This window comes from endosymbiont of Lamellibrachia barhami (genome assembly GCF_011947365.2).
Lineage (GTDB): Bacteria > Pseudomonadota > Gammaproteobacteria > Chromatiales > Chromatiaceae > QGON01.
Window position 1 is genome coordinate 3381382 of record NZ_JAAVSH020000001.1, and the last position, 24956, is coordinate 3406337.

At 50.7% G+C, this 24956-nt stretch carries 22 protein-coding genes and 1 pseudogene; 9 read left to right on the top strand and 14 right to left on the bottom strand.

The window, feature by feature from the left end:
• The 14 genes and pseudogenes from G9Q73_RS15555 to gspG form a co-directional block, all read right to left on the bottom strand.
• Positions 1-331, bottom strand: a pseudogene (locus tag G9Q73_RS15555) (IS1634-like element ISMasp1 family transposase); the annotation flags it as partial.
• Positions 332-673: 342 nt separating this feature from the next.
• The gene (locus G9Q73_RS15565) at positions 674-1036 is read right to left on the bottom strand and encodes a tetratricopeptide repeat protein (RefSeq protein WP_177420589.1); all 363 of its coding nucleotides are present in this window, start codon (positions 1034-1036) and stop codon (positions 674-676) included.
• 31 nt (positions 1037-1067) lie between these two features.
• A complete protein-coding gene (gspF, locus tag G9Q73_RS15570) occupies positions 1068-2279 on the bottom strand; it encodes a type II secretion system inner membrane protein GspF (protein ID WP_177420590.1) in 1212 nt (403 codons plus the stop codon).
• Positions 2280-2341: 62 nt separating this feature from the next.
• Positions 2342-3895 carry a type II secretion system ATPase GspE gene (gene gspE, locus G9Q73_RS15575; RefSeq protein WP_177420591.1) on the bottom strand — a complete coding sequence of 518 codons (1554 nt, stop codon included), beginning with the start codon at positions 3893-3895 and terminating at the stop codon, positions 2342-2344.
• Positions 3896-3906: 11 nt separating this feature from the next.
• A complete protein-coding gene (gene gspD, locus G9Q73_RS15580; RefSeq protein ID WP_177420592.1) occupies positions 3907-5889 on the bottom strand; it encodes a type II secretion system secretin GspD in 1983 nt (660 codons plus the stop codon).
• 157 nt (positions 5890-6046) lie between these two features.
• On the bottom strand, positions 6047-6796 hold the full coding sequence (locus G9Q73_RS15585; protein WP_177420593.1) for a type II secretion system protein N: 750 nt from the start codon (positions 6794-6796) through the stop codon (positions 6047-6049).
• Positions 6793-7038: a type II secretion system protein M gene (locus G9Q73_RS20580; protein WP_177421480.1), complete on the bottom strand. Its 246-nt coding sequence runs from the start codon at positions 7036-7038 to the stop codon at positions 6793-6795. Before G9Q73_RS20580 ends, G9Q73_RS15585 begins: the two co-directional genes overlap by 4 nt.
• Positions 7026-7289 carry a type II secretion system protein M gene (locus tag G9Q73_RS15595; RefSeq protein ID WP_177420594.1) on the bottom strand — a complete coding sequence of 88 codons (264 nt, stop codon included), beginning with the start codon at positions 7287-7289 and terminating at the stop codon, positions 7026-7028. The genes G9Q73_RS20580 and G9Q73_RS15595 overlap by 13 nt, the downstream gene beginning before the upstream one ends.
• Positions 7286-8524 (bottom strand): type II secretion system protein GspL, encoded by a 1239-nt coding sequence (gspL, locus tag G9Q73_RS15600; protein WP_177420595.1) that lies wholly within the window; start codon positions 8522-8524, stop codon positions 7286-7288. The genes G9Q73_RS15595 and gspL overlap by 4 nt, the downstream gene beginning before the upstream one ends.
• A gap of 2 nt (positions 8525-8526) precedes the next feature.
• Positions 8527-9519 (bottom strand): type II secretion system minor pseudopilin GspK, encoded by a 993-nt coding sequence (gene gspK, locus G9Q73_RS15605; protein ID WP_177420596.1) that lies wholly within the window; start codon positions 9517-9519, stop codon positions 8527-8529.
• An 8-nt stretch (positions 9520-9527) separates the two neighbouring features.
• Positions 9528-10175 carry a type II secretion system minor pseudopilin GspJ gene (gspJ, locus tag G9Q73_RS15610; protein ID WP_177420597.1) on the bottom strand — a complete coding sequence of 216 codons (648 nt, stop codon included), beginning with the start codon at positions 10173-10175 and terminating at the stop codon, positions 9528-9530.
• Positions 10176-10251: 76 nt separating this feature from the next.
• The gene (gspI, locus tag G9Q73_RS15615; protein WP_177420598.1) at positions 10252-10653 is read right to left on the bottom strand and encodes a type II secretion system minor pseudopilin GspI; all 402 of its coding nucleotides are present in this window, start codon (positions 10651-10653) and stop codon (positions 10252-10254) included.
• Positions 10637-11161 carry a type II secretion system minor pseudopilin GspH gene (gene gspH / locus G9Q73_RS15620; protein WP_177420599.1) on the bottom strand — a complete coding sequence of 175 codons (525 nt, stop codon included), beginning with the start codon at positions 11159-11161 and terminating at the stop codon, positions 10637-10639. Before gspH ends, gspI begins: the two co-directional genes overlap by 17 nt.
• 35 nt (positions 11162-11196) lie before the next feature.
• Positions 11197-11655, bottom strand: coding sequence for a type II secretion system major pseudopilin GspG (gene gspG, locus G9Q73_RS15625; RefSeq protein WP_177420600.1), 459 nt, complete (start codon positions 11653-11655; stop codon positions 11197-11199).
• Positions 11656-12185: 530 nt separating this feature from the next.
• On the opposite strand from gspG, the gene prsK reads away from it, so the two are divergent.
• The 9 genes from prsK to lapB all read left to right on the top strand — a co-directional run bounded on the left by prsK (position 12186) and on the right by lapB (position 24940).
• A complete protein-coding gene (gene prsK, locus G9Q73_RS15630; protein ID WP_177420601.1) occupies positions 12186-14282 on the top strand; it encodes an XrtA/PEP-CTERM system histidine kinase PrsK in 2097 nt (698 codons plus the stop codon).
• Positions 14283-14317: 35 nt separating this feature from the next.
• Complete coding sequence (gene prsR / locus G9Q73_RS15635; RefSeq protein ID WP_369408910.1) at positions 14318-15640, top strand: PEP-CTERM-box response regulator transcription factor; 1323 nt, start codon at positions 14318-14320, stop codon at positions 15638-15640.
• Positions 15641-15650: 10 nt separating this feature from the next.
• Entirely contained in the window at positions 15651-17150 is a 1500-nt protein-coding gene (locus G9Q73_RS15640; protein ID WP_177420602.1) for an exosortase C-terminal domain/associated protein EpsI, read from the top strand.
• A 106-nt stretch (positions 17151-17256) separates the two neighbouring features.
• Positions 17257-20058 (top strand): XrtA/PEP-CTERM system TPR-repeat protein PrsT, encoded by a 2802-nt coding sequence (prsT, locus tag G9Q73_RS15645; RefSeq protein WP_177420603.1) that lies wholly within the window; start codon positions 17257-17259, stop codon positions 20056-20058.
• A gap of 130 nt (positions 20059-20188) precedes the next feature.
• Positions 20189-20746 (top strand): XrtA/PEP-CTERM system exopolysaccharide export protein, encoded by a 558-nt coding sequence (locus tag G9Q73_RS15650; protein WP_246345762.1) that lies wholly within the window; start codon positions 20189-20191, stop codon positions 20744-20746.
• Positions 20747-20858: 112 nt separating this feature from the next.
• Positions 20859-21833 (top strand): XrtA-associated tyrosine autokinase, encoded by a 975-nt coding sequence (locus G9Q73_RS15655; RefSeq protein WP_177420604.1) that lies wholly within the window; start codon positions 20859-20861, stop codon positions 21831-21833.
• On the top strand, positions 21826-23268 hold the full coding sequence (locus tag G9Q73_RS15660) for a TIGR03016 family PEP-CTERM system-associated outer membrane protein (RefSeq protein ID WP_177420605.1): 1443 nt from the start codon (positions 21826-21828) through the stop codon (positions 23266-23268). Before G9Q73_RS15655 ends, G9Q73_RS15660 begins: the two co-directional genes overlap by 8 nt.
• A gap of 203 nt (positions 23269-23471) precedes the next feature.
• Positions 23472-23759 carry a LapA family protein gene (locus G9Q73_RS15665; RefSeq protein ID WP_177420606.1) on the top strand — a complete coding sequence of 96 codons (288 nt, stop codon included), beginning with the start codon at positions 23472-23474 and terminating at the stop codon, positions 23757-23759.
• 2 nt (positions 23760-23761) lie between these two features.
• Positions 23762-24940: a lipopolysaccharide assembly protein LapB gene (lapB, locus tag G9Q73_RS15670; RefSeq protein ID WP_177420607.1), complete on the top strand. Its 1179-nt coding sequence runs from the start codon at positions 23762-23764 to the stop codon at positions 24938-24940.
• The last annotated feature ends 16 nt before the right edge of the window (positions 24941-24956 follow it).

Here is a 24956-nt window from a genome sequence, read left to right on the forward strand (position 1 = left end):
GACAACCCCGCGCATCGGTCAGTAAACCGTAGTTGACCTGTAGCTTCCCCTTCTTTTGGTCACGACTGTATCCCAGCGCTGCCAGCGGGCATTGCGTCCCTTCAAAATAACTGGATGAAAGGTCATACAGTACCTGACCTCCCTCCTGTAAATGTTGATCAGCCAATCTCTTCTCGATCCGCTCCTGGCGTTCATAGAGCCAATCCATCGCCGCATACAACGCGTCTTCATCTGCACCGTCGACCTCGAGCAGATCACCCAGTGTGGTGTTCTCCCAGCTGCGCGACAAAGCCAGTTTGCTCTGCGGTCCCAGAATCCGGGATGCGATCATGGCGATAACCAAATCCGTTGCTTTACGGCATGGCTGACATCCAACATCGGGGCCCAGTCTCCTGATCGTGGCTTACCACGCATCTACATGGCCGCCCAGCGTGAGCTTAAAATATCAAAGTGCGCCTCAGGTTGAACCAGTTTCTCACCTTTCAGAATCCGCCGGATGGCCTGAGCCTGTTCGATGGAGAGGCTGGAAAGGTTGGCAATCGTCCGCTTCACAATAGTCTAAGAAGCCAAACCCTCCGATGGTTGAACAGCTTGATGCAATTGGATAGCAATCGGGTTTTCATGCGAAATCAATACGTTTGCGCTTTTAGCGTTGTTAGCGGACGGACGCTATCTACTTCAAGGCCCGCCGTGCCTTTGCGTAGCCCTGCGAAGCAGCGCGTTGGATCCACTGCATAGCCTGACTATCGTCTTTCTCCAACCCCAGGCCATGATGGTACATGTAACCCAGTGCATACTGGGCCTCGGCATTGCCTTCCACGGCGAGTGGGAAGAGTAACCGGAATACAGCCTTATACTTCTTTTCCACAAAGGCAGTCCTGGATTTTTCCAGAATGATTTTTGGATCCTTGAGTTGGGCTTCTTTTTCAGCACTGGAGGTGCAGCCGTAGAGAAGGCTCAGGCTGAGCAGCGGAATTGCGAGCAACCGACAGATTGCCGGGAGTTTGGAGCTTAGGGGGTATTGATCAGTGAGCATGATTGCGCTTTCCTGAGATGGATCTCCTGTGTCAGCCCACCAACTGGTTGAGATCGAAGATGGGCAGCAGTATCCCCAGAACGATGATGAGTACAGCGCCACCCATGAACAGGATCAGGAGTGGTTCAAATAGCCCCAGCACTGTCGAGACGAGAGATTCGATTTCACGCTCCTGAATGTCGGCAGCTCTCTCCAGCATCCCCTCCAGGTTACCACTCGATTCACCGCTGGCCAGGAGGCTGAGTGTCATGGGCGGAAAGTACCCTGTCTTTTCCAATGCACTATGCAGACTGCTACCCTCGCGCACGCGTAATGATGCCTCTTCAACGGCATTGCGCATCGGCAGATTGGTCAAAACCTGAGAGGCGATGCGCAATGCATCCAGAATTGGGACACTGCTTGCGGCCATGATACTAAGGGTGCGTGCGAATCTTGCTGCGTTTGAAGTTCTGACCAAGCGGCCGATCAGAGGTATATGCAGGGTAAAACGTTGCCACAGAAACTGGGGTCCGGGTTGCCGGATGATGTAGCTGAAGGTAAATCCGCCGGCCAGCAGAGTCACCAACATCAGCACGCCGTAATCCCTTACTGTGTCACTGGTGGCGATGAGCGCTCTGGTGATGAAGGGCAGCTCCTGTCCCATGTTCTCAAATACCCGGGTGACCTGGGGTACGATGAAAGTCAGCAAGCCACCCACGATAAGGATCGAAACTATAACCAGCAGGGCGGGGTAGAAGAGCGCGAGCACGGTCTTTTGCTGCATTTGCTGACGTCGTTCTGTGTAGTCGGCCAGACGTTCCAGCACCACTTCCAGGTGGCCGGACTCCTCACCGGAGGCAACGGTGCGGATATAGAGTTCCGGGAAGGTATGGGGGAATTCGGAGAGCCCGTCCGCCAGGCTGCGTCCCTCCAGAACCTTGGCGCGTACTGCCAGCAGAGTACGTTCCACATGCCGCTTGTCGGTCTGTTGTGAGACAGTCTTGATAACGTGTTCAAGTGGCAGGCCGGATTTTAGTAGCGTGGCCATCTGACGGGTGACCAGCGCCAGCTCCATGGCGTTGATCCGGCGCTGCAGGGTAAAACGGCGACTTTTGACGATTTCAGAGCTGGCTGTGATGACGGTGAGCGGGGTAAGACCGCTATCCCGAAGTTGCTGTCTTACCTGTTTGGCGCTGTCCCCTTCGAGGACACCGTGTTTCTCCTTGCCGGAAAGGTCGAGCGCTACGAATTCAAATGCGTCCATCAGTGCACCAACAAGGTTCTATTTGGGGACTCTGAGTACATAAATATAACCTTGTTGGAGCACTAGTCTTCCTGCGTGACACGAATGATCTCGTCGATGGTGGTATCACCTGTCAGTACACGGCGCATGCCATCCTGCCGTATGGAGCCGGTTGATTTTCTTACATGTTTGAGCATTTCCAACTCACCGGTACCCTCGTGGATGAGATTTCGCAGGGTTTCATCGATCACGATAAGTTCGTAGATGCCGGTGCGTCCCAAGTAGCCGTTATTGTGGCACTTGTCACAACCGGTGGACGCATAGAGGGTTACCCGTTTGTCCTGGGGCAACTCCAGCAATTCCAGTTCTCGCTGGGTGGCTGAATAGGGTTTTTTGCAGTGGGTGCAGAGAGTTCTCACCAGTCGCTGGGATAGGACGCTGATCAGGCTGGATGCCAGCAGGAAAGGTTCAACGCCCATATCACGGAGACGGGTAACACTGCCAATGGCTGTGTTGGTGTGCAGAGTGGACAAAACCAGATGGCCGGTAAGACTCGCCTGTACTGCGACTTGGGCGGTTTCCAGATCACGAATCTCACCCACCATCACCACGTCGGGATCCTGTCTCAAAATGGCGCGAAGTCCTCTGGCAAAGGTCAGGTCGACCTTGTTGTTGACCTGAGTTTGGCCGATCCCATCGAGGTAGTACTCGATGGGATCTTCAACAGTGACGATGTTGCGGCTTTGGGTATTGAGCCGGGTAAGTGCCCCATAGAGGGTGGTGGTTTTGCCGGAACCGGTGGGGCCAGTGACCAGAAAGATGCCATGAGGGCGTTGGATAACACCCGGATCGATCTGCGTCAGAAGTTGTTTGGACATGCCGAGATGGGAGAGGTCCAGGCGGCCGGCTTTCTTGTCGAGTAGTCGCAGCACCACCCGCTCGCCGTAACTGGAGGGTAGCGTGGAGACACGAACGTCTACAGGTCTGCGTCCCACTTTCAGTGAGATGCGCCCATCTTGGGGGATGCGCTTCTCCGCGATGTCAAGGCGGGCCATGACCTTGATGCGGGAGACCAGAAAGGGGGCGACTGTACGGGGAGGGTTGAGCACCTCACGCAAGACGCCGTCCACACGGAACCTAACCACAAGACGGTTTTCGTAGGGCTCGATATGGATGTCTGACGCCTCTTCCTTGATCGCTTCTGTGAAGAGTGCGTTGATCAGGCGGATGATAGGGGCGTCATCGTCGTTTTCCAGTAGATCTTCGGGTTGATCGAGTTGCCGCGCCAGATCGTCGAGATCCATGTCATCGCCCATAGTCTCCATGATCTGGCTGGACTGTTTGGAACCTGACTCGTAGATCGCCGTGAGTTCGCGTTCAAACTCCTCATCTGCGACCTCCTTCAAGACAAGTGGGCGTCCGAGGAAACGACGCATCTCGTTGAAGACGCTAATTGGTGTCCCGGTTTTGAACAGCACCCGAGTCTGACGTAGCGCATCTTTGGTGACGATGACGCCGTGACGCCTGGCAAAGGCGTAAGTGACATCGTCCCTGATTCTAGGTTGACGATGCCCTGTGTCATCATCCGTAGCAGGGGCTGTCTCTGCCGGAGGGTTGTTCAGAAGTGACTCAGACATGTGGTGTTGGCTCAGTGTTGAGACGCGCCACTCTCCTCGTCAAAAGGCTGAGGAAGTGCATTGAATCGATCGGGCAGCAGAGGCGCTGCCTCATCGGGTAACAGATCGACACCCTGCTGACGCATGTCCAATTGCTGTGCCCGGAAGAAGTTGTATTTGTCGCCGGTCACAGCCGCATGTGTGGCGGCATCCCTAACAATAATAGGGCGCAGGAATACCACCAGATTACGCTTGACCTTGATGGTCGAGTTGGCGCGGAACAGGACACCAAGGATGGGAATGTCCCCCAGAAACGGCACCTTCTCCTCCACCTGCTGCAGATTTTCGTCAATCAATCCACCGAGCACGATGGTATCGCCGTCATCCACCATGACCACGGTTTTAATCGTGCGTTTGTTGGTGACGATATCGGCGGCGCCGGTGCTGGCGGTCTTGTTGACGCTGGAGACCTCCTGGGAGATCTTCAGCTGGATGGCATTGCCTTCATTGATCTGCGGGGTGACGCGCAGGGTCAGGCCGACGTCCTGACGCTGAATGGTCTGGAATGGGTTGACCGTGGTCGTGGAGCCGGTGGAGGCGTACTGCCCCGTCAGGAAAGGCACATTTTGACCGACGACGATCTCCGCCTCCTGATTATCCAGGGTAAGGATACTGGGGGTTGAAAGGATATTGCTTGATGTGTCGGTCTCCAATGCACGGATCAGGGCGGCAAAATTGATCGAGTTGTTGCTGAAGCTGCCAATCCCGATTGTGGTGCCGGCGGGGATCGCCGGAATGGCGTCTGCGGCGATGGCCCCGGCGATACTGCCGATGCTGGGGGTACCCAGGTTGATGACGCCTACCGGTCCCGAGCCGCCAGGGGTGCCGTCGACGATCCACTGTACGCCAAGTTCCTTGACCCGGTCGAAGGAGATCTCAGCGATAATCGCCTCGACCAGCACCTGGGCGCGACGGATATCCAGCTTGCGGATGATGGACTGGAGCGTATTGAAGATATTCTGCGGTGCAGTAATGATCAGTGCGTTGGACGCTTCATCAGCCTGGATATTGACCGGGATAGAGGGGGCGCCCCCCTTGCCCTTCTTCCGGCTCTTGTCCAGGGTGTTGCTAACGCCGGTCAGTACGGTGGCAAGTTCCTTGGCGTTGGCATAGCGCAGGTAGATGACCCGGGCATTGCCTTCATTATCAAAAGGGGTATCCAGGTGTTCGATCACCACTCTCGTGCGCAGTCGAGTGGTAGCGTCGCCGCTGATCAGAACGCTGTTGGTGCGCTCGTCAGCGATGAGTTTTGCCGGTTCAGCGGCGCCTTTACCCCTGTTTTTCTGCAATCCGGTGATAATCCGAACCACCTCCATGGCGGAGGCGTGGCGCAGGGAGACCACTTCGATGGAGCTGTCGCTCACTTGATCGATGCGGGAGATGATCTTCAGCAGGCGATCCACGTTTTGTCTTCGATCAGAAATAATCAGAACATTGGTGGCGGGGTAGGCTGCCAAGTGCCCCTGTTGCGGGATCAAGGGGCGCAGAATAGGTACCAGCTGGGAAGCGGTAACGTTTTTTACCTGGAGGATCCGGGTCACCATCTGATCACCCGGAAATTGTTGACTGTCGGCGCCGGTGGGGATGCCGATCTGTTTGGCCTTTACATCGGGAACGATCTTGATCACCTCCCCGGCAGGCACGGTGGAGAATCCATGGACTTCCAGGATGGAGAGGAAGACCTGGTAAAACTCATCTTTGTCCATCGGATGAGCGGAGATGACGGTGACCTTGCCTTTCACCCGTGGGTCGACGACAAAATTCCTGCCGGTGTGTTCGGATACGGTCTTGATCAGCGCGTTGATATCGGCGTCATTCAGATTGAGCGTAATCCGGTCGGCCTGGACCGAGGCGCAAAACAGCAGCAGACTCAGTGCGATGAACAAGGTGCCACGGATATGGCGATGCCACACCGACGGAAAAAATATTGGGGAACGGGTTTCCTGACTATTCATCGTGTTTTCGATACCGACCTTGGTCACTGCTCGTTTTGACAGAGTTCGTTAGAATGAAAATCTTTATTTATCATTGTGTTATCTGCGGTATATGAGCCGTTTCTTAATACTAGCAGAAAGCGTTTGAGTCGTATATGCCATGGATGGGAACCGCGCCTCAAAGCTGCCCGGAAAAATTGAGCTGAATGCTGCCGCCGGTCCCTGATTTGCCTATCGCCTTCAAGGTGTTTACCAGTGCAGGGTCAGCAGATGCCTTGGGTAGAATCCTGCCTGAGATCCGATAGCTGCCGGTCGGCGCCAAATTCAACTCACCCTTGATGCTGAGGCCGCCGCCAATATCCTGGATAGTCGACTTCAGCCCCTTTTCATCGCCTTTGATGTCGAATTGTATGCTGCCCAAGTCCACGGCAACCGGGCTGGTGATGCCGGCCCCCTGCCAACGAATCTTGCCTGCAGCCTCATCGAGGTTTGATGCCGCAAACCGTATCGAGGAGATGTCGATGTCGAGATCGCCGATCGTGCCGATCATCGGTTGATTGAGCAGTCCGGGAAGTATACGTGCCTTGACGATGCCCTTGAGGTGCTCGGCCTGGTAACTGCCATCGATGTTAACCCCCGCATAACCGTCGAGTTGTTGTCCCGGTCCGCGTAAGCTGAGTCGATAGCGGAGCTTCCCGGTCAACAGATCCAGCGGCTGGAATCTCCAGGCGGTTGTACCCAGGTTGACGCCATTGTAGTGGGTTTCTGTAGCGCTGCCCGACCAAATGGTGCCGCTGCTGTCGGCAAGCGTGAGTGGGGCGATAGTATCGCCAAGCCAGCCCAAGACGTGGCGTGCCGGAGTGGCAGCGATCAGAAACACCACAAAGCAGCTAATGCCGAGAATTGTTGGGCCTGGCTGAGGTCTCATTGTGTCGCTCTTTCAAGGTCGAGTCTGGCATTTACCCAACCGGGTTTCTCCTGGCGATCGATGTTCAGGGAGAGGATGCTGACCGCATGGCGTGCCTGGAGTAGGCCCAGCCATTTGATGATGCCATCGAAGGATGCCTGCTCGATCCAGATCTGAACCCGGTCGCTGCCTTGGGGTTTCAGTCGTTTGATTGCCTGGCGCAGACGATGTTTTTTGGCGGTGCGGTCGATCAGGGTGAACAGCGCCTCATTGGAGTTTGCCGGAGTGGTTGTACTGCCTCACTGCGTAGCTGCATGACCTCACCGGCGGCTTTCTGCATCCAGGCCAGATTTTCCTGCCGGTCCTTCAGCTGACGTGACTGCTTGTCTATCTCCTGTGCGAATGGCAGCCAGAAGAGCAGATAGGCTAGCAGGAGAACAGGCGTGGCCACTCCTCCAATCAGCGCTATACGTTCTTGTGGGGTTTTGGATGAGAGCCACTGGATGATGTTCATGCCCGGGTTTTCCTGACTCGGAGGTGGGATGAAACCTCGTTTCCCTTGGCATTGGCTGAACGGATCTCAACTGAGAGGTTCTGTGCTTCAATCTGCTTTTTCAGTTTTTCCAGCGCAGGAAGTTCGCGCGTGGTCAATTGCAGGTCGAGTTGGCCCTCCCGGTAGCTGATGTTGTTCAGGCGGCTGCCGGGAATTTTCATAATTTCCGCTGCCGGAATAGAAAAAAGATCGAAGAAAGTGTCTCCTTTTTGTTTCTGGTCTTTGCGTAGCTGGCGCAGTTTCTGTTCCATCTGCACTCGTGGATCCACGATGCGTTTGATGTCGGGAAATGCGTCGCGGAAAGTCTGAGTGATCCGTTGGCTGAGTGCAGCATTCTCTCCCTTGAGGCGATAGTGGTCGAGTGATGATGAGACGATGGAAAGTCCCAGAAAAACGCCGAACAGAATAGCTGCCGGAAGCCAGTGTTGCCACTTTTGGGCCTGTTTGTCGACTTGACGATAATCTCCCTGCAGCAGATTGAGTGTCTGTTGCTCAATCAGGTTGTCTGACAGTAGTTGTCTAAAGTCGCCGCTGTAATCAACATGGGTTATCTCATAGTTGAGATTACCCAATGCCAGGTCGAAGTAGGGCGCGCTGCTGAGAGACGGCGCCTGAATGACCTCGAGGCGCTCTGGTGGATCTCCCTCGGTCTGGTCAATGGCAAGGCGGAGCAGTTCGGCGAAGTTGACCGGATCGGCCGCAAACCCGGTATTGTCGCCGGTGCGAACCAATACTCTCTCATCATCGAGGTAGAGCGTCCAGCAATTGGGTTTGCGTGGCAGGGCGAGCAGGTCGGGGTACATGGCCAGCGGGGCGATGCCGACCTGGTGGAATGCATTCAGCCAATCATCGAGCAGCTGTTTTGCGATTACGGCGACCAGGGTCTTACCATCTGGGCTGGAAGTGTGAATCGCGAAATGCAGCTCATCCAACTCTTCCGCAAGGTCGTTTTCCAGGGTGAAGGGGACTGCCTGGCGCAGTCGTTGGCGGTTTTTTGTGGGGATATCGACTGTTGTCAGCAGCAGTTCGACGCTGGGGACCAAAACGACCACGCGCCAGCCAGCCGCCTGTTCAGCAGCCTCTTTCAGTGTGCCGCTGCCAATCGGTCCGCTCTCCGGAGATTTGGCGCCAAGCGGATGCCAGCTTACCTGGTTTGCTTCACTATCCAGCAGTCGAATTACCAGTGTGCCAGCCATATTCAGAAGGTTCCCGTTGTCCTCGACAGAGTATAGACGCCCTTGTCCGTTTTATTGAGCAGACAACGGAGGTACTGGTTTGTATTATCCATGCTTATCGACGTCTCCAGAAGGAAGTAGTTGCTGGATACTGAGTAAGTATTATCGGCATTTTTCAACGGTTCTTTATTATCGCCTAAAAGCTCGGCGAGTCTATCTTCAAATGCTTTATTATCTGTGAAGGGTGACTCCTTTCGTTCCGAGATCAGGGTTTCAACATCGGAATCGGTCAGAGATTCCACCAGTGCCCGGAGTATAATGGTATCCGCTGTGTTTATGTTGATGGTGACGGTTTCAGGCAGCGTGGTGACGTGGGGCTCGAGCTTTTCAAAAATTTCCGGGGTGATGCCCTTTATCAGCAGCAGTTCGGTTGGGCTGCTCATGAGTCCATTGGCTGTCCGGTAGGGGAGGGCTCCACCAAGGTATTCGTTGTCTTCCGCTCCATCGGGAAATTGCGCGTCGATATCCTGGTCGAGCCAGTCTGATACCGCCTGCGCAAGACCCTCCTCCAGTTCCAGTATGTTCAAAAGACGGCGGAAAACTTCGGAGTGTTGCGCAGTCCGGTCTTTGCTCTTTTGATCAGGCTCTTCGGCCAGGTATAGATTATTCAGATTGAAGCGTGCCTGCAGGTCGACGATCTGGGCAGCGACCGTTCCTCCTTCGATAGCGGTTATTGGCAATGGTTTTGCCCAGTCTTCGTCAAGGGCATCGTAGGGGTTTTTTGCCTTTATATCCCTTTTTGCGTCCCGTATCAGCTGGCCTCGCGCCCACTCTTCGCTGCCCAGTGCATAGAAGTAAGTCTGATCGGTGATCAGTATGTTTGAGGTACGGCGAATGCTCAGCTGTAGAGTCTCAGTCATGGTGACCGCAGCGATGCTCGCTACCGCTACGATCATGATTGCAGTGATCAGGGCAACGCCGGATTGAGATCGTTTTCTAGGTGATCTGTTTAGCATTTTTCTGGCTATTTGGGGTTGCCGTCCAGTGATGGATTGATGTCGGCAACCCGGAAAAGCCGTTGGATTTTTCCCCAGTCTTCGAGTTCCAGGGTGATTTCCATCGCCAGGGGGAGTGGGGTGCTGGTTTTTTCTTCCAGCTCCCCGGAGACGGGCCAGGATGGGTGAGCTTTCATCTTGTGGTCGAAGAAACGGACCTCTATGTTGGAAATGCCATCTAGAACCTTGGTGCGTCGTGGTTCGGTTCCTTGGGCTCTATCCAGGGTGGGCCAGGTCAGGCGGAACAGCTTTTTGTCCTCCAACAGATAGGCAATGCGTTGAAGATTGCTGCGCTGCAGATTGAGCGGATTGGGTCTGCCGCCGCGGGTAAATACCAGCGCTGTCCCCCCATCTCCCCCGGCTTGCATGACGGGTAGAGGATCGCCGTATTCGTCTCTGATCGGGCGAACCTTCGCCTGTTCGATATCACGACGCATCAGGGTCAGAGCGATCTGTAGACCCGAGAGGCGATCGATATGTGCTTTAACCTGAGCTTCGGTGTCGAGTACGACTTTCAATCCACCGTAGGCGATGAGAGAGATGATGGAGAAGATCGAGATCGCGATCAGTAACTCCAACAAGGTGAAGCCGGATTGTTTCAGGTCAGATTTGTACACGTTATTCGTTACACCACACTGGGCAGCCTCTGAATCTGGATGCGAGATATGAGTTCATGACTTGTTCAGAGGCCTCCTAGAAAGGCTGGCCGATAAAACTGACCAGGCGTGTTACTGAGGCGTCGTCATCACTATTGCGGAAGACGCTGATCTCGACCTGTCTGACCCGGTCGTCTTTGGTGTTGGTGATTTTGCTCTCCCAATGCCATTCGCGCAGACCCATTTCACTCTTGCCTGTATTCGTCCCCTGTGGTGGCCAAATCCGGCTGACCTGAAGCTGAGTGAGTTGGTTCATGGCGACCCAGTGTGCCATTGTTTTATCTCTCAGATGTTCTGCATTCAGAGACTGATTTGCTGAAACCTTTACGACGGAGGCGAGAGCGATGGCAAGAATTGCCAGCGCAACAAGAACCTCAAGCAGGGTGAAGCCCTGCTGACGGGTGGTGGATTTTTGCAGTTGCTTAGGGTTCGGAAACATGGTCCAGGCTGAGCTCTCCAATCTCGTTGCCTTTCAGCAGAAAGTAGTCCTCGGTGATTTCTGATGAGATCTTTATTTCAAACGGGGTGATTTCTCCACTGGTAAAAAAAACTATATCCGGCGTTTTTTTCTGTTTTTCCCGCCTGATCGGCTCATCGGTCATCAAGTCAAAGGATATTTCCTCAGGCAGGGAGCGCTTTCTGAATATGCTCTCCTCCAGTGGTTTCCAGGTCTTCTCCTGCAGGATGAGGAATTCGTAACGCTCCTCCTCAACCAGTGCGCCGATGATGTTGGAGCGGAGAAGCGCCTCTTCAGCTGCCAGGTCAACCAAGGTGAAGAATCGCCGCGCCTCGGTTTTCAGTGCGTCGGAAGGCGATGAACTCCCTATGGAGACCACCACATAGTTGACCAGTATCCCAATGATAAGGACGACTACCATAACCTCGATCAGGGTGAAACCACCACTGATCCAGGCAGATTTGGTTTTCTGAGTCGAGTGGCGCTTCATCTTAGGGCCGAGCTCTCAGAGACCGGGTAGACTCGTCACTCCAGGTTCCAGTTGCCGACATCATCTTCAGTGGATTGAGTATCGACCCCGGTGGAGTAGATGTCGATGGCCCCATGGCTGCCTGGGTTGAGAAACAGGTAGTGGCTCCCCCAAGGATCCTTGGGTAGCCGGTCGACATAACCCCCGTCCTTCCAGTTTTTGGGTTCCGGAGCGCCGGCGGGTTTGCTTACGAGTGCTTCAAGCCCCTGGTCCGTGCTGGGGTACATCATATTGTCCAGGCGATAGAGATTGAGGGCGGCTTCGATGGCCCTGATATCACTCTTGGCCTTGGTCATTCTGGCCTGTTCAGGGCGATCCATAATCTTGGGCACTACGATCGCCGCCAGAATGCTGAGAATCACAACGACAACCATGACCTCGATGAGCGTGAAGCCGGAAACCCAACGCTTGGGTGTAACTAAAGAGGGGTGTTTTCTGAAAGCAGATGGTTGCATTGAATCGGCCTGTCTGGAGATGGGGTTGGTTGATCTCATGATTATTGGGTATTTGTGCTTTAAGATTAGTGAGTTAGGATGTGTTTTTCCACTGCTTCCTTAATCACTGGATGCTAGCAGAGCATGATGACACATTTCCACAGGTGAATTGTGACGGGGTTTTCTCTATAGTACACCCGGTACCCGTAGAGGGGGTATCAAGTGGCAGTTTTCAGTAAGTGGCCTAGCAAATAAATCGGCTCTAATTACTTGATAACAAAAACATTATAGGAATTTTACTGCATCCCATGTTTTGTGTGGGTGGCTATTGTGACGGTTGTTCCCGCCAGGCGTTCAACTTCTCTGTCTCTCTGCCGCCATGTTCTAAAAGTAAGTGGATGTTGTTTTGAACAGGGTTGCCCGTGTTTAACGGGCCTCCCCCAAGCTGGGATTTCGTTCTGTTTTGGAGAGGGCTTCAAGCCTGTCCACACCTTGAATAACTGCGATGGGTTGAATCTGGGAATGACAGGGAAGGTACGAGGTTTGTTGCGGTGAGTGTCGGTATCATCGGCTATTCGTTGGCAGCGTTGTTTTTCTTTCTGTTCAGTGCGTTGCTTCTGACCAGCTGGCGCGGCAGGATTGAAGGCATTGTCTTGCTTTCCGCAGTGGCGGTTACCGGCTGTTGGGGACTGTCGGCGGTTTTTCTGCTGCTGCAGGAGACTGCGCTCACTATAGGTGTCTATTTTACCCTTGAGGTTGCCAGAAATATCGCCTGGTTCGTGTTTCTGCTGCGCCTGTTACAGCCACTTTTGCAGTCATCCAGCGGGGATGTACGTATCCTCCGCTTTCTGCCCGCGCTTGTCCTGGGTGTCTCTGTCGTTCTCTTTGGACTTGGGCTGGTGGCCTCGAACTATCCAAATCTGGTGGTTCTTCCCATGGCGGCAAGTCTACAGCTGTTTGGGCATCTGGGCTTTGCCATTACCGGACTGACACTGGTCGAGCAGCTTTTCCGCAATACGCGCCTAGAACAGCGCTGGGCCGTGAAATACCTCTATTTTGGTATCGGTGCGCTGTTCGTGTTCGATTTTTTCCTCTACGCAGATGCGCTGCTGTTTAAACAGATTGATAGTGATTTGTGGCAGGCCCGTGGGTTTATCAATGCACTGGTGGTGCCCATGTTGGTCGTGGCTGCAGCCCGTAACCCAAGCTGGTCGGTCAAGATTTTTATCTCAAGGAAGGCGGTTTTCCATACCACCGGTTTGCTGGGAGCGGGTGTCTATCTGCTGATAATGTCAGCGGTTGGTTACTATATTCGCTTCTATGGTGGCTCCTGGGGAAAGGCCGCCCAAGTGATTTTTCTGTTCATGGCCATAGCAACGCTGACGGCCATTCTCTTCTCCAGTCACCTCAGATCCAGAGTCAAAGTCTTTCTCAGCAAACACTTTTTTCGCTACAAATATGATTATCGGGAAGAGTGGCTTCGCATCATCCATACTCTGTCTGATGGTGAGCCTGGTCCGAGGATCCGTGAACGGGTGATTAAAGCCGTCGCTGACCTTGTTGACTCCGGCGGGGGGGTTCTCTGGCTGCGTGACGACAGCGGTAACTATCCCTGTGTCAGCCACTGGCAGGTACCTTTGTGCCAGTTCGCCGTTACGTCGGAGAGCTCTCTCGTAGACTTTTTTATCGCAAAGGACTGGATTATCGATCTCGAAGAACTAAAATCGTCTCCAGCACTTTATGAGGGGCTCGAGCTGCCTGATTGGGTGAAGGATGTGAAAGACGCTTGGTTGCTTGTGCCGATTAGGCACCATGGCGATCTGTTAGGGTTCCTAGTCCTGATTCGGCCTAGGGCGCCAAGACAAATTAACTGGGAAGACAGGGACTTACTGAAAACTGCTTCGCAGCAGGCAGCCAGCTATCTGGCGCTGATGCAGGCCTCTGAAGCGTTGGCCAGGGCCAATCAGTTTGAAGCTTTCAATCGTCTTTCCGCTTTTGTTGTCCACGACCTGAAAAACCTGGTTGCGCAACTTGAATTGGTTGTAACCAATGCAGCTCGTCACAAAAATAACCCCGAATTTATGGAGGATGCCATCAGAACCGTGGATAATGCGGCCAACAAGATGAGCCGTCTGCTCGCACAGTTGCGAAAAGGGCGGTTTGAAAAAAGCAGTGCCCAAGTGTTTCCTGTGGCGGAAGCGTTGCAGGAAGCCGCAAGGGAACACGCTGGATTTTTGCCGCAGCCTGAGCTGGCAATTTCTGATGAAGAGGTCAGAGTGGTCGCTGACAAGGACCGTTTTGCCGCAGTAATAGGACATTTGATCAAAAATGCCCAGGAGGCAACGCCCGATGATGGCTATGTGCGATTGGCTATGTGTGCGATGCCAGGTCAGATTGAGATCACCATTGAAGACAATGGCTCGGGGATGGATGATACATTCATTCGTGATCATCTGTTTCAACCTTTTGAAACTACCAAGGGAAATGCCGGCATGGGGGTTGGCGTCTATGAAAGTCGGGAGTTTGTCCGGGCGCTTGGTGGTCAGATAGCTGTGACCAGCAGGATTGGTAAAGGCACAAAGTTTTCTGTGACTATACCGATTCGGATTGAGGAAAAAGAGGATATGCAAATGGAGATCTCGCATTGAGCAGTGGAAATGAGTTGCTGCGGTCACTATTGATCGTGGAAGACGACCCGGGACTGCAGAGTCAGTTAAAATGGTGTTTCGATGGCTACGAGGTTCAGATTGCCGGCGATCGGCCGTCAGCCATAGCTGCATTGAGGCGAGCTGCCCCACCTGTCATTACGCTGGATCTCGGTTTGCCGCCGGATCCGGCAAATGTGAGCGAGGGGATTGCAACCTTGAAAGAGGTTTTGCGTCTGGCTCCCCGAACCAAGGTGATTGTTGTGACAGGGAACGACGATCGTACCAATGCACTGAAAGCACTGGAACTTGGCGCCTATGATTTTTATCAGAAGCCAATCGACTCGGATGTGCTGAAGGTCATAATCGATCGAGCGTATCAGCTCTATGAGCTGGAAGAGGAGAACCGAAATCTCGCGATGCGGCAGGGGAAATCTCCGCTGGATGGGGTTATTGCCAATAGTCCGGAAATGCTGGATGTCTGCCGGATTATCGAAAAGGTGGGTCCGACGGATGCTACCACCCTGCTATTGGGTGAGAGCGGGACTGGTAAAGAGGTGCTTGCCAAGGCAATCCATGAAATCAGTGCCAGAAATGAGCAGCCATTTGTTGCTATTAACTGTGCTTCTATACCGGACACTTTGCTTGAAAGCGAACTTTTCGGCTATGAGAAAGGTGCTTTTACCGGCGCTGCTAAAAGAACGCTGGGCAAGATTGAGCATGCGAATGGGGGAACGCTGTTCCTGGATGAGATTGGTGATATGCCTTTATCGCTACAGGCAAAGCTGCTGCGTTTTTTGCAGGAACGGGTGATTGAGCGGATTGGCGGACGTGCTGAGATTTCTGTGGATGTCAGGGTGATCTGCGCTACGAATCGGGACCTCGATGAAATGATCGGCAGTGGAACTTTCCGTGAGGATCTTTTCTATCGAGTGAGTGAAATCACGATCGACATTCCACCACTGCGTGACCGTGCTGGAGATGCGGTGTTACTGGCGTGGGCATTTTTGGCAAAATTTTCCGCTCAGAACTCAACGAAGGTCAGAGGGTTTAGCAAAGAAGCACTGCGGTCTATTGAGGACTATTCATGGCCTGGCAACGTGCGTGAGCTGGAAAACAAAATAAAACGCGCAGTCATTATGGCGGAGGGTTCGCAAATCTCAGCAGAAGAGTTGCAATTGAGCGTAGGATCAGAAGAGAGTCAGCCTTTCAATTTGCGTGAAGTTAGAGATCAGGCTGAAGCAAGTGCAGTGTCGCGCGCCCTGACTTATGTCGAAGGGAATGTCTCCAAAGCGGCCGAATTGCTCGGCGTGAGCCGTCCAACTCTATATGATCTTGTGAACAAATATGGTCTCAAATAGCAACGGCGTGATGAATAGCAGAACTGCAGTTTCCCCCGCAATTTTGTTGATTGCAGGGTTGTTACTGGCTTTTCCTCTCTATTATCCAACGCTCGACAGCTTTTTTAATATCTGGACAGCACCGGACTCAGATCAGTCCCATGGTTTTCTTTTGTTCGCCGTTTGTCTCTACATCTTCTACGAGGAGTGGAAGGCCAGAAAGGATCGTCTCTCCGTCAAGCCAAGATATCTCGGCTTGATCGGGATAATTGTTTTGTCCTTGTTTTGGATGATGTCTGGTTTAGTCTATGTGGAATCATTGCAACAAGCGCTATTTATTGCCATCTTAGCAATGATTATCTTTAGTTTTCTGGGCCTCAAGGATGGGGTACCGTTCTATTTTCCGGTACTTCTGCTGCTGAGCGTTGTGCCAGTTTGGAAAGTGTTGGCGCCTTATCTGCAAACAGGAACAGCCGTTACAGTCGGCCACATGCTTCAGGCATCGGGGATAACGTCAGTCAGGGAAGGATATCTGCTGATCATACCGGAAGGCACCTTTGAGGTGGCTGAATTTTGTAGTGGACTACGGTATCAAATAGTTGGTATTACGATTTCGCTGCTGTATGCAAGACAGTCGGGTTTCTACCTGAAAGAGACTATCGCATATGTCGCGTTTGCCTCTCTTCTAGCGTTTGTTGCAAATCTGATGCGCGTATATTCTGTTGTTGTGATAGGGCACCTTTCCAACATGGAGAGCCAGATCGTACACGATCATAATATGCTGGGTTGGACGATTTTTGGTGTTTTCATCCTCATCTATCTGTGGGGTTCGCAACGTTATCTACCGATACGTTCAGCCATAGAACAAGTGGAAGGCGATGGAATAAAGTTGGCAGACGGGAGCAGGCGCAGAAACCTGAGATTCACAGCCCTGGTTTTTTTTGCAACATTGACCGGTCCTGCGCTGGCCTTTTTCTACATGTCAGGCGGGGCGGAAACAGACAGCTCCACGGTTGAATTGCCAGGCAAGATAGCGGACTGGAGGTTGGTTGAAAACAAACTGACTTCATGGAAGCCTGACTGGTTGCAAGGAAATTCTGTTGTTGAAGGTAGATACAGCGAAGGAGCACATAGAGTTGATGTGTTTTTGTCCCGTTTCAGCTCACAAGAACAGGGTAGAGAGGCGATCAGTGTCCTGAATGAAGTATATGATTCTGACGTATGGTCGAGAATCTATCGGCGTGTTACCGATCTCGGTCTGGTAAATGGTCGAAACTTAATTGTTGAAGAGACGAGGCTGAAAGCCGCAGGGTCAGATAGAGGACGAATTGTCTGGCGTTGGTACAATGCAGCGGGTAAGCGGGAACAAAAAAATATCAAAGCCAAGTTGCTGAATCTGCTGGGTACTCTAAAAGGAAATCCTGAGATAGACGTCAATATGGTTAGTTATGACCTCGGTGCCGATGAAGATAAAACCAGGATCAAGATGGTCGGATTTCTACCAGGGTATCTGGCTGCGGTGGAGAAATAGTGTGTTTCAAACAGGGTTGTCTTGAGGCATGGCTGAACTTACAACTATCCAGAACCGCAATATAAACACGATTGATTTATAAAATACTGGGCATGGAATGAAAGAGATGCATATCAATAAAAAGCGATTTCTCAAAATGACGCTGATGGCGTCTGTTGCAGTGGCGATAGTATTGAGTGGTTGTAGCGGAAAGGACGATGAACTTGCCTATCTGGAGAGCGCGCGGTCTCATACGGAAGGGAAGCAGTACCAAAAGGCTGTTATTGAGTTGAAAAATGCTCTACAGATCAATCCAGACAACGGTGATGCAAGACTGCAGTTGGCAAAAGTTTATCTTAAGGTCAGGGATGGTGCGTCGGCAGAGAAAGAGTTGATTCGGGCAAAACAACTGGGCATACAGGAGAAAGACCTCTACCTGATAAAGGGAGAGGCTTTGCTACAGCAGCGGCTCTATGATCGGATCCTCGATGAAATAAAAGAAGAGGGGATTCAAGCTGCGGACCTGAGTGAAGTACAGATCTTGCGTGCCCAGGCGTTTGCCGGGAATAACAAGAAAGAGAAGGCATTGGACTTATACCATGCTGTTCTTGCACGAGAGGGCGCCTATGCGAAGGCTTACTCAGGGATAGGACGAATCTACCTTGTTGAAAAGGATTATGAAAAAGCTATAGAAGCAAGTGACGAAGCACTTCAAGTTGAAAAGAACAATGTCGATGCATGGACCATCAAAGGATTAGCGTATTTCAAGCTGCAAAAATTCCCTCTTGCGGAAGAGAGCTTTGAAAGTGCACTGGCTGGACTTGAACAGGAAATATTTTCTCAGCGTAAGTTTGTACTGCGTATTTCTTTGATTCAGACGTTGCTGGCACAGAAGAAGATTGATAAAGCTTCTGCAAATATCGAAATTATCAGGAAAATCATACCTGAAAATCCCTTTGTCTCCTATTTGTCAGCACTGCGCTACTTTATGGCGGGAAAATATGATCTGGCTGAAATAGATCTACATCACGTAATCAAAGTAATGCCGGGCCATGTGCCTACTCATCTGCTCCTGGGTTCAGTGCATTTTGCCAGGCGAAACTATGAACAGGCGAATGACTTCCTTACAAGGTATGTCAATGAAGTACCGACACACATTCAGGCGAGGAAGTTGTTGGGTGAGACACGTTTACGCTTGAACAGGCCCGGTGATGCGGTCGAAATTCTAGCTCCCATCGTTAATGACGATACCAAGGATGTAGAACTTTTGACCATGATTGGCAATGCTGCGAGTCAGTCAGGACAGGATGCATTAGGTACCCACTATCTGAGAAAAGCTGCGTCAGTCAGACCTGAAAGTACTGGCATCAGAGAAGAACTTGCAAAAGCCTATTTGAGGAAAGGTGCGATTGATCAGGCCATTGAAGAGCTGGAGGGGCTTTCTGACACTAATTCGTCTGATAGTAACCGCCTTCTACTTATTTACGCTTATTTGAGAAAACAGGAGTTTTCACAGGCAGTAAAACTGACGGATGAACTGCTGTCAGCTAATCCTGAAAGCCCGATGCTGATGACGCTAAAAGGCGGAATTCAGACTATGAGTGGAGAGAGGGCCAATGCACGTACGCTGTTTAGAAATGCCTTGAAGATCAAGAAAGACTATCTGCCCGCTCTGTTTGCGCTTTCAAAACTTGATTTGGAGGATGGAAAGTTAACTGAATCGGACGACAGACTGAATCAGATTCTTGCATTGGACCCTAATAACGTGAATGCGATGCTTGGACTTTCACAAATTTCCGAGCGTAGACAGGATAGGAAGCAAGCACTCTCCTGGATCGAGCAGGCTAGGAAGGCAAATGCTTCAGCCTTGGTCCCAAGGTTTGTTTTGGCCAGATATTACCTGAAAACGGGTAAAACCGATGAGGCATTGGAAGTGTTGAAGGAGGTTGAGGCGATAAAGCCAACCGACGTGACTTTCCTTCTATTGATGGGAAATGCGGAGATGCAGATAGGACGTTTCAGCAAGGCGATTGATTATTTTGAAAGATATGTTCGTCAACAGCCTCAGTCGATTGCAGGCTACATCGCACTCGCCACCGCAGAGTCGAAACATGGTCGACTTTCCAGTGCAAAACGCACGCTGAAAAAAGCGCTGGAAATCAACCCAAACCATTTACGTACAACAATTCTGTTTATCTCTATTGAAACGAAAGAGAAAAATTATCCTGAGGCCGAACGACTGGCGATGATGGTCAAGGAGAATAAAAAAACGGAGCAGTGGGGTTATGTTCTCTTGAGTGATGTCTACGTTCAATCGAGAAATTACGCAAAAGCTCAGGTGCTATTGAATGAGGGGCTGGCAAAATATCAATCGTTTACACTGTCGGATAAGCTTTCCAAGGCATACTATCTTGATGGTAAAAAAGATAAGTCAGTGGAAGTTATGGCGAAATGGGTGAAGAATAATCCTGACGACTTGAAGGGGACTTTGGCACTTGCATCCACCTACCAGAAAATGGACAGGATTGATGAGGCGGTTAAACTTTACCAGAGTGTTCTTGACAACAATTCCGGGAATGTAATCGCACTAAATAACATGGCGCTGATACTTTTTGAAAACAACCAGGAACTGGCGATTTCTTACGCGGAAAGGGCGTATAAAAAAGCGCGCACGAGTACTGCCATCGCTGATACTTATGGTTGGATGCTGGTTCAAAGCGGTGATATGGAGAGAGGTTCTGAGATTTTGAGCAGAGTGGCAGTTTCATCGGATGATCCCAACGTCTTGTATCACTATGCAGTAACTCTGCATAGAAAGGGGCTGAAAGAGCAGGCGAAAAGGGCGCTTGCCCATGCCTTTGAGAGCGACAGGGAGTTTGAGGATATGGAAGGAGTAATGGCTCTCAGAAAAGAATTGAATAAACGGTAGTATGACTGCACACGCATTGAATAATCTGGAGATAGAAATGCAAGTATATTTTCCAACATTTTTCCGCAAGACATGTTTTTTTGCTCTGATGTTCCTGGTTACTTTAGGAACGGGTTGTTCAAGCCCATCAATGAAAATGAAGTCCATCGAAGTTGCTGGCTCGGCGGTGCAAACAGCCGCGACTCCGGTCTATCTGATTGGGCCAGGGGATGCGCTCAGTGTTTTTGTTTGGGGTAATCCGGAGCTATCAGCGGATGTTATTGTTCGACCCGATGGCTATATCTCAACGCCTCTTGTAGAGGATGTCCAGGCATCGGGAAAAGCTCCGACAGACTTGGCCCGTGAAATGGAAGCGGAATTATCCAAGCTCATAAAAAGCCCTAAAGTCACCGTCAGTCTTACAACAACTGTCGGACAGTACTCAGAACAGATAAGGGTTGTTGGACAGGCTTCCACGCCTCGCGCACTCCCTTATCGGGAAAATATGACTTTGCTGGATGTCATTATTGCGGTGGGTGGTTTGACAGAATTCGCTGCTGGCAACAAATCGATTATCGTTCGCAATGTCGGTGGAAAAACAGAGCAGTACCGGGTTCGCCTTGATGACCTGATCAGAGATGGCGACATCTCCGCAAATGTTAAGGTGGTTCCAGGGGACGTTTTGATTATTCCTGAAACTTGGTTCTGACATGTTCCACTTCGTGGTTTTGTGGCATGTCAGTCGAAGTCCACTGGTTAGGTACAACATTTTCAGCGTTTATAATGATCGGCTGGATGATGCAGAGTGACTGAGGTACGTAATGGTAAGTAGTATCGAAAAAGCGATAGATCGGCTGAACAAGGAGCGATCTCGCGATCAGAGTGGCGGGACGGAGCAGATTGCTGCTGCAGATGAGGCGTTGGTTGAGTCTGATAACGTCGATGCTGAATCCAAATCAATAACCGGAGAGAAAACTGAGGACGGCAAGGGTGTAGTGGCTGTCAATCAGGATGTGTCTACCGCTAATCCGATTGATTCTGATGCTATTGTTGCTGCACATGAATTACCTGAAAAAGAGATCTGTGAAATCGATTTCGAAACCTTGGGTAAGGCAGGTTATTTGGTACCTAATAGCGATCAACAGAGGCTGTCCGAGGAATATCGCATAATCAAACGGCCCCTGTTGATGAATGCTTTTGGTAAGGGCGCCGCACCAGTTGAGCGCGGTAACTTGGTTCTGGTTACAAGCTCTTTTCCTGGCGAAGGTAAAACCTACACGGCGATTAATCTTGGCGTCAGTATTGCCACTGAACTTGACTCCACTATCCTGCTCGTTGATGGCGATGTCCTAAAGTCATCTCTCAGCAAGTTACTGGGAATGGAAGATAAGCCGGGATTGATTGACGTCCTGGAAGACCCGACTATGGATCTTGGCGACGTGATTCAGAGTACACAAGTGCCAAAACTGAAAATTCTCCCTGCCGGAAGACGACATCAGAACTCTACTGAGCTGTTAGCCAGCGAAAGCATGGAGAAGATTTTGACAGAACTGGCTGAAAGGTACCCTGATCGTATCGTTTTATTTGATGCTCCCCCTATGCTGGCAACAACTGAAGCTGGTGTTCTTACTTATCGAATGGGACAGATAGTGATGGTTGTCGAAGCGGGCAAGACGCCTGTTGATGCTGTTAACGAATCGATTGCACAGCTTGATCCAAACAAAGTGATTGGTCTTGTTTTGAACAAAAGCAGAGTGAAGTCCGGCCATAAGTATTACGGTAGTTACTATGGTTGAATCTGTTTTTTTGAAAGAAATAATCTATGGAAGAGGGAAAATGTCTATTAATCGGATATTCGTTTTTTCTCTGTTTTGTTTAATATATTCCAATGCCTTGGCGGTATCTTGGCATATTGAGCCTGTTGCCACTCTAAAGGGTTCATATACGGATAATGTAACGCTTGAGAGTGATGATCTGGCGGAAAACGACTTTATTACGGAAATATTGCCGGGAATTCATATTTTAGCTGATGGAAACAGATTGGATCTTGATCTCGACTATCGTCTGCAGCACATCCGATATTATGATCATAGCGAGTCGAATAAAACCCAACATGCGTTAGGGTTGAGAGCAGATCTTACAGTTGTTGAAGATCTGTTTTTTGTTGAAGCGACTTCAGATTTTACGCAAGTGCCGATTTTTTCATCCGGTGTCCGCGACCCGGAAAATATTGCGATTACTGACGATGTCACTGATATTTTCACGAACTCGATTTCACCTTACCTGGTACATCAGTTTGGCAGTTTTGCTGCGGGCCGCCTGATGTACACCATACGGCGTGTCAATTATAAGGATTCGACAACCAGCGATGTTGATCACAGGGTTATCAATGCAGGGCTGGGTAGTGGTACAGGATTTACAAAACTCAGATGGAATTTGACCTATAGTGACAGAGATGCCGAACCAGAGATTGGAACGACCACAAGATTCAAGATTGCAATGGCTGACTTGAGATATCCGCTCTACAAAAGGATGTTTGCTATTGCCAAGTTGGGCTATGAAAAAAACACCTATAGTTTGTCTGATGCCAGTACCAAGACTGAGGGTGAAGTCTGGGGGCTAGGTTTGGGGTGGGCGCCGACAACGAGAACCAGTATGGAAGCTGTTTTCGGTAGGCGGTATTTTGGTAATACTGCAAATGTAGTCCTTACTCATGAAGGGTCTCTGTTTACTGTTTCTGCTTTGTATGACGAGGATTTTACTACTGGGTCATTTGTTGATGCGGGAACCCCGACATTCGATGAGAATGGGAGACCTATCTATGGGATAGATCGTCCGTCTATTTCAACCGAAGTTTATCTCAACAAACGAATGTCTGCCGACCTTGTTTATTCTTTACGCAAATCAGAAATCACGTTTACACTATTCGATACAAAGCGTGAATATCAAGTGACGGGTGCAGTTGATCATATTTATGGCGGGGATGTTGTCTGGGATTGGACATTAAGTTCTAGAACTACTGCCACATTTGGTGCTTTTTGGCATCAGACTGCACCATTTGAAGAGGCACCAAGAATTGATGATTTTTATGGTGGCGTGCGACTTGAGCGCCGTCTATCTCAGAATTTGACGGGTGGTGCAGACTACTCCTTTTTAAAACGTGATACTGCGACTGATGGAGGAAGCTACCGTAGAAACAGGGTAGGTGCTTATATCACGTTAGCGTTTTGATGAAGTCGGAAAATCGCCCAACAGAACCTACTGAAAAAGCATGCATCGCTTTCTCTCGCCCAAGCCGGGTTTCCTGAAGTTTTGTTGATCTCACAAGGGTTTCGCTCGTAGGGCTGTTCCCATAAAGCCATTCAACAGTATTTGAGGCGGGGACAAAACCGTAGAAACACTATTGCCTCAGCAGAGCAAACGGGAGTATTTTTGTGCGTTTTCTAAAACTGCTTTTTTTCATCTTTGCGATGATGGTGGGTGCAGCTTTTACGGTGCTCAATGCAGAGCCGGTACTTTTTAACTACTATTTTGGCAGTCGTGAATTGCCGCTTTCAGTAATCTTGATGGGCGCGCTTGGTTTAGGTATTTTTCTTGGAATCCTGTCAGGGTTGAATACCATGTTAGGCCTGAAGCGAAAAAACTCCATTTTGCGGAGACGTTCTCGTCTGGTGGATGAGGAGGTAAAAAATCTCCGGTCTCTCCCGCTTAAGGACCAATAGGTATGCTTGAGCTTTTGCTCTTGCTGCTACCGGTTGCGGCTGCTTCAGGTTGGTTTGCTGCTCGACGGAGCGAGTCTGGCCGGGATAAAACCAGTAGCCAGGAGGTCTTTCCCGCCTATTTTAAAGGATTGAATTTTCTACTGAATGAGCAGCCGGACAAGGCTATTGATGTCTTTGTTAAACTTCTGGAAGTGGATAGTGATACGGTAGAAACGCATTTGGCATTAGGCAATCTGTTTCGCCGTCGGGGAGAGGTGGAACGGGCAATACGCATCCACCAAAACCTGATCGCACGACCCACCCTTACAAGAGAGCAGAGAGCCCAGGCTTTGCTGGAACTTGGCCAGGACTATATGCGAGCAGGGCTGTTCGATAGGGCTGAGAATCTTTTCGTAGAGTTGACTGAAATAAAGCTTCATAGTGAACAGGCGCTCTCCAATCTTCTGGTGATTTACCAGCAGGAAAAAGAGTGGGGTCGATGTTTAGAGGTGGCGCAGCAGTTGCAAGCGAGTGATGGCCACTCGCTTCAGCCTATAATTGCTCACTTTTACTGCGAACAAGCTCAGCTGCTGATAAAAAAAGGCAATACTGTTTCTGCCATAGCAATGCTGAAGAAGGCTCAGTCGGCAGACAGTGGATGCATCAGGTCGACTATCCTGTTGGGGGAGATTGAGAAGTCAAAGGATGATTGCCGATCGGCCCTCAAAATATACAAAATGGTGGAAGTACAGGATCCCGCCTATCTGACTGAAATCGTGCCCTCTTTGATTGAATGTTATGGAAAGATTGGCGATAGAGCTGCACTGAAGGATTATTTGAAACAATTATACAGCAGACATCGCGATACCGCTGTAATGCTGGCGTTGACAGATATTATTACCGCCGAAGAGGATGTTTCATCAGCGGTTGATTTTGTCCTGCAACACCTAAAAACGCTTCCTGATCTTAAAGGACTTGACCGGCTGGTCACTCTAAACTTGCAGAATAGTGGCAGCAACCCACGAGAGAGCATGGAAACACTCAATAAGGCGGTTGCGTCGATGCTGGCCCGCCAACCCTCGTATCAGTGTGAGCAGTGCGGGTTTTCTGCAAAAACCCTGCATTGGCAGTGTCCCAGCTGCAACAACTGGAGTAGCATGAAACCGATTCGCGGATTGGGCTGTGGGTCCAGAGAAAAATAGGTGGCTGGTAGCTTAT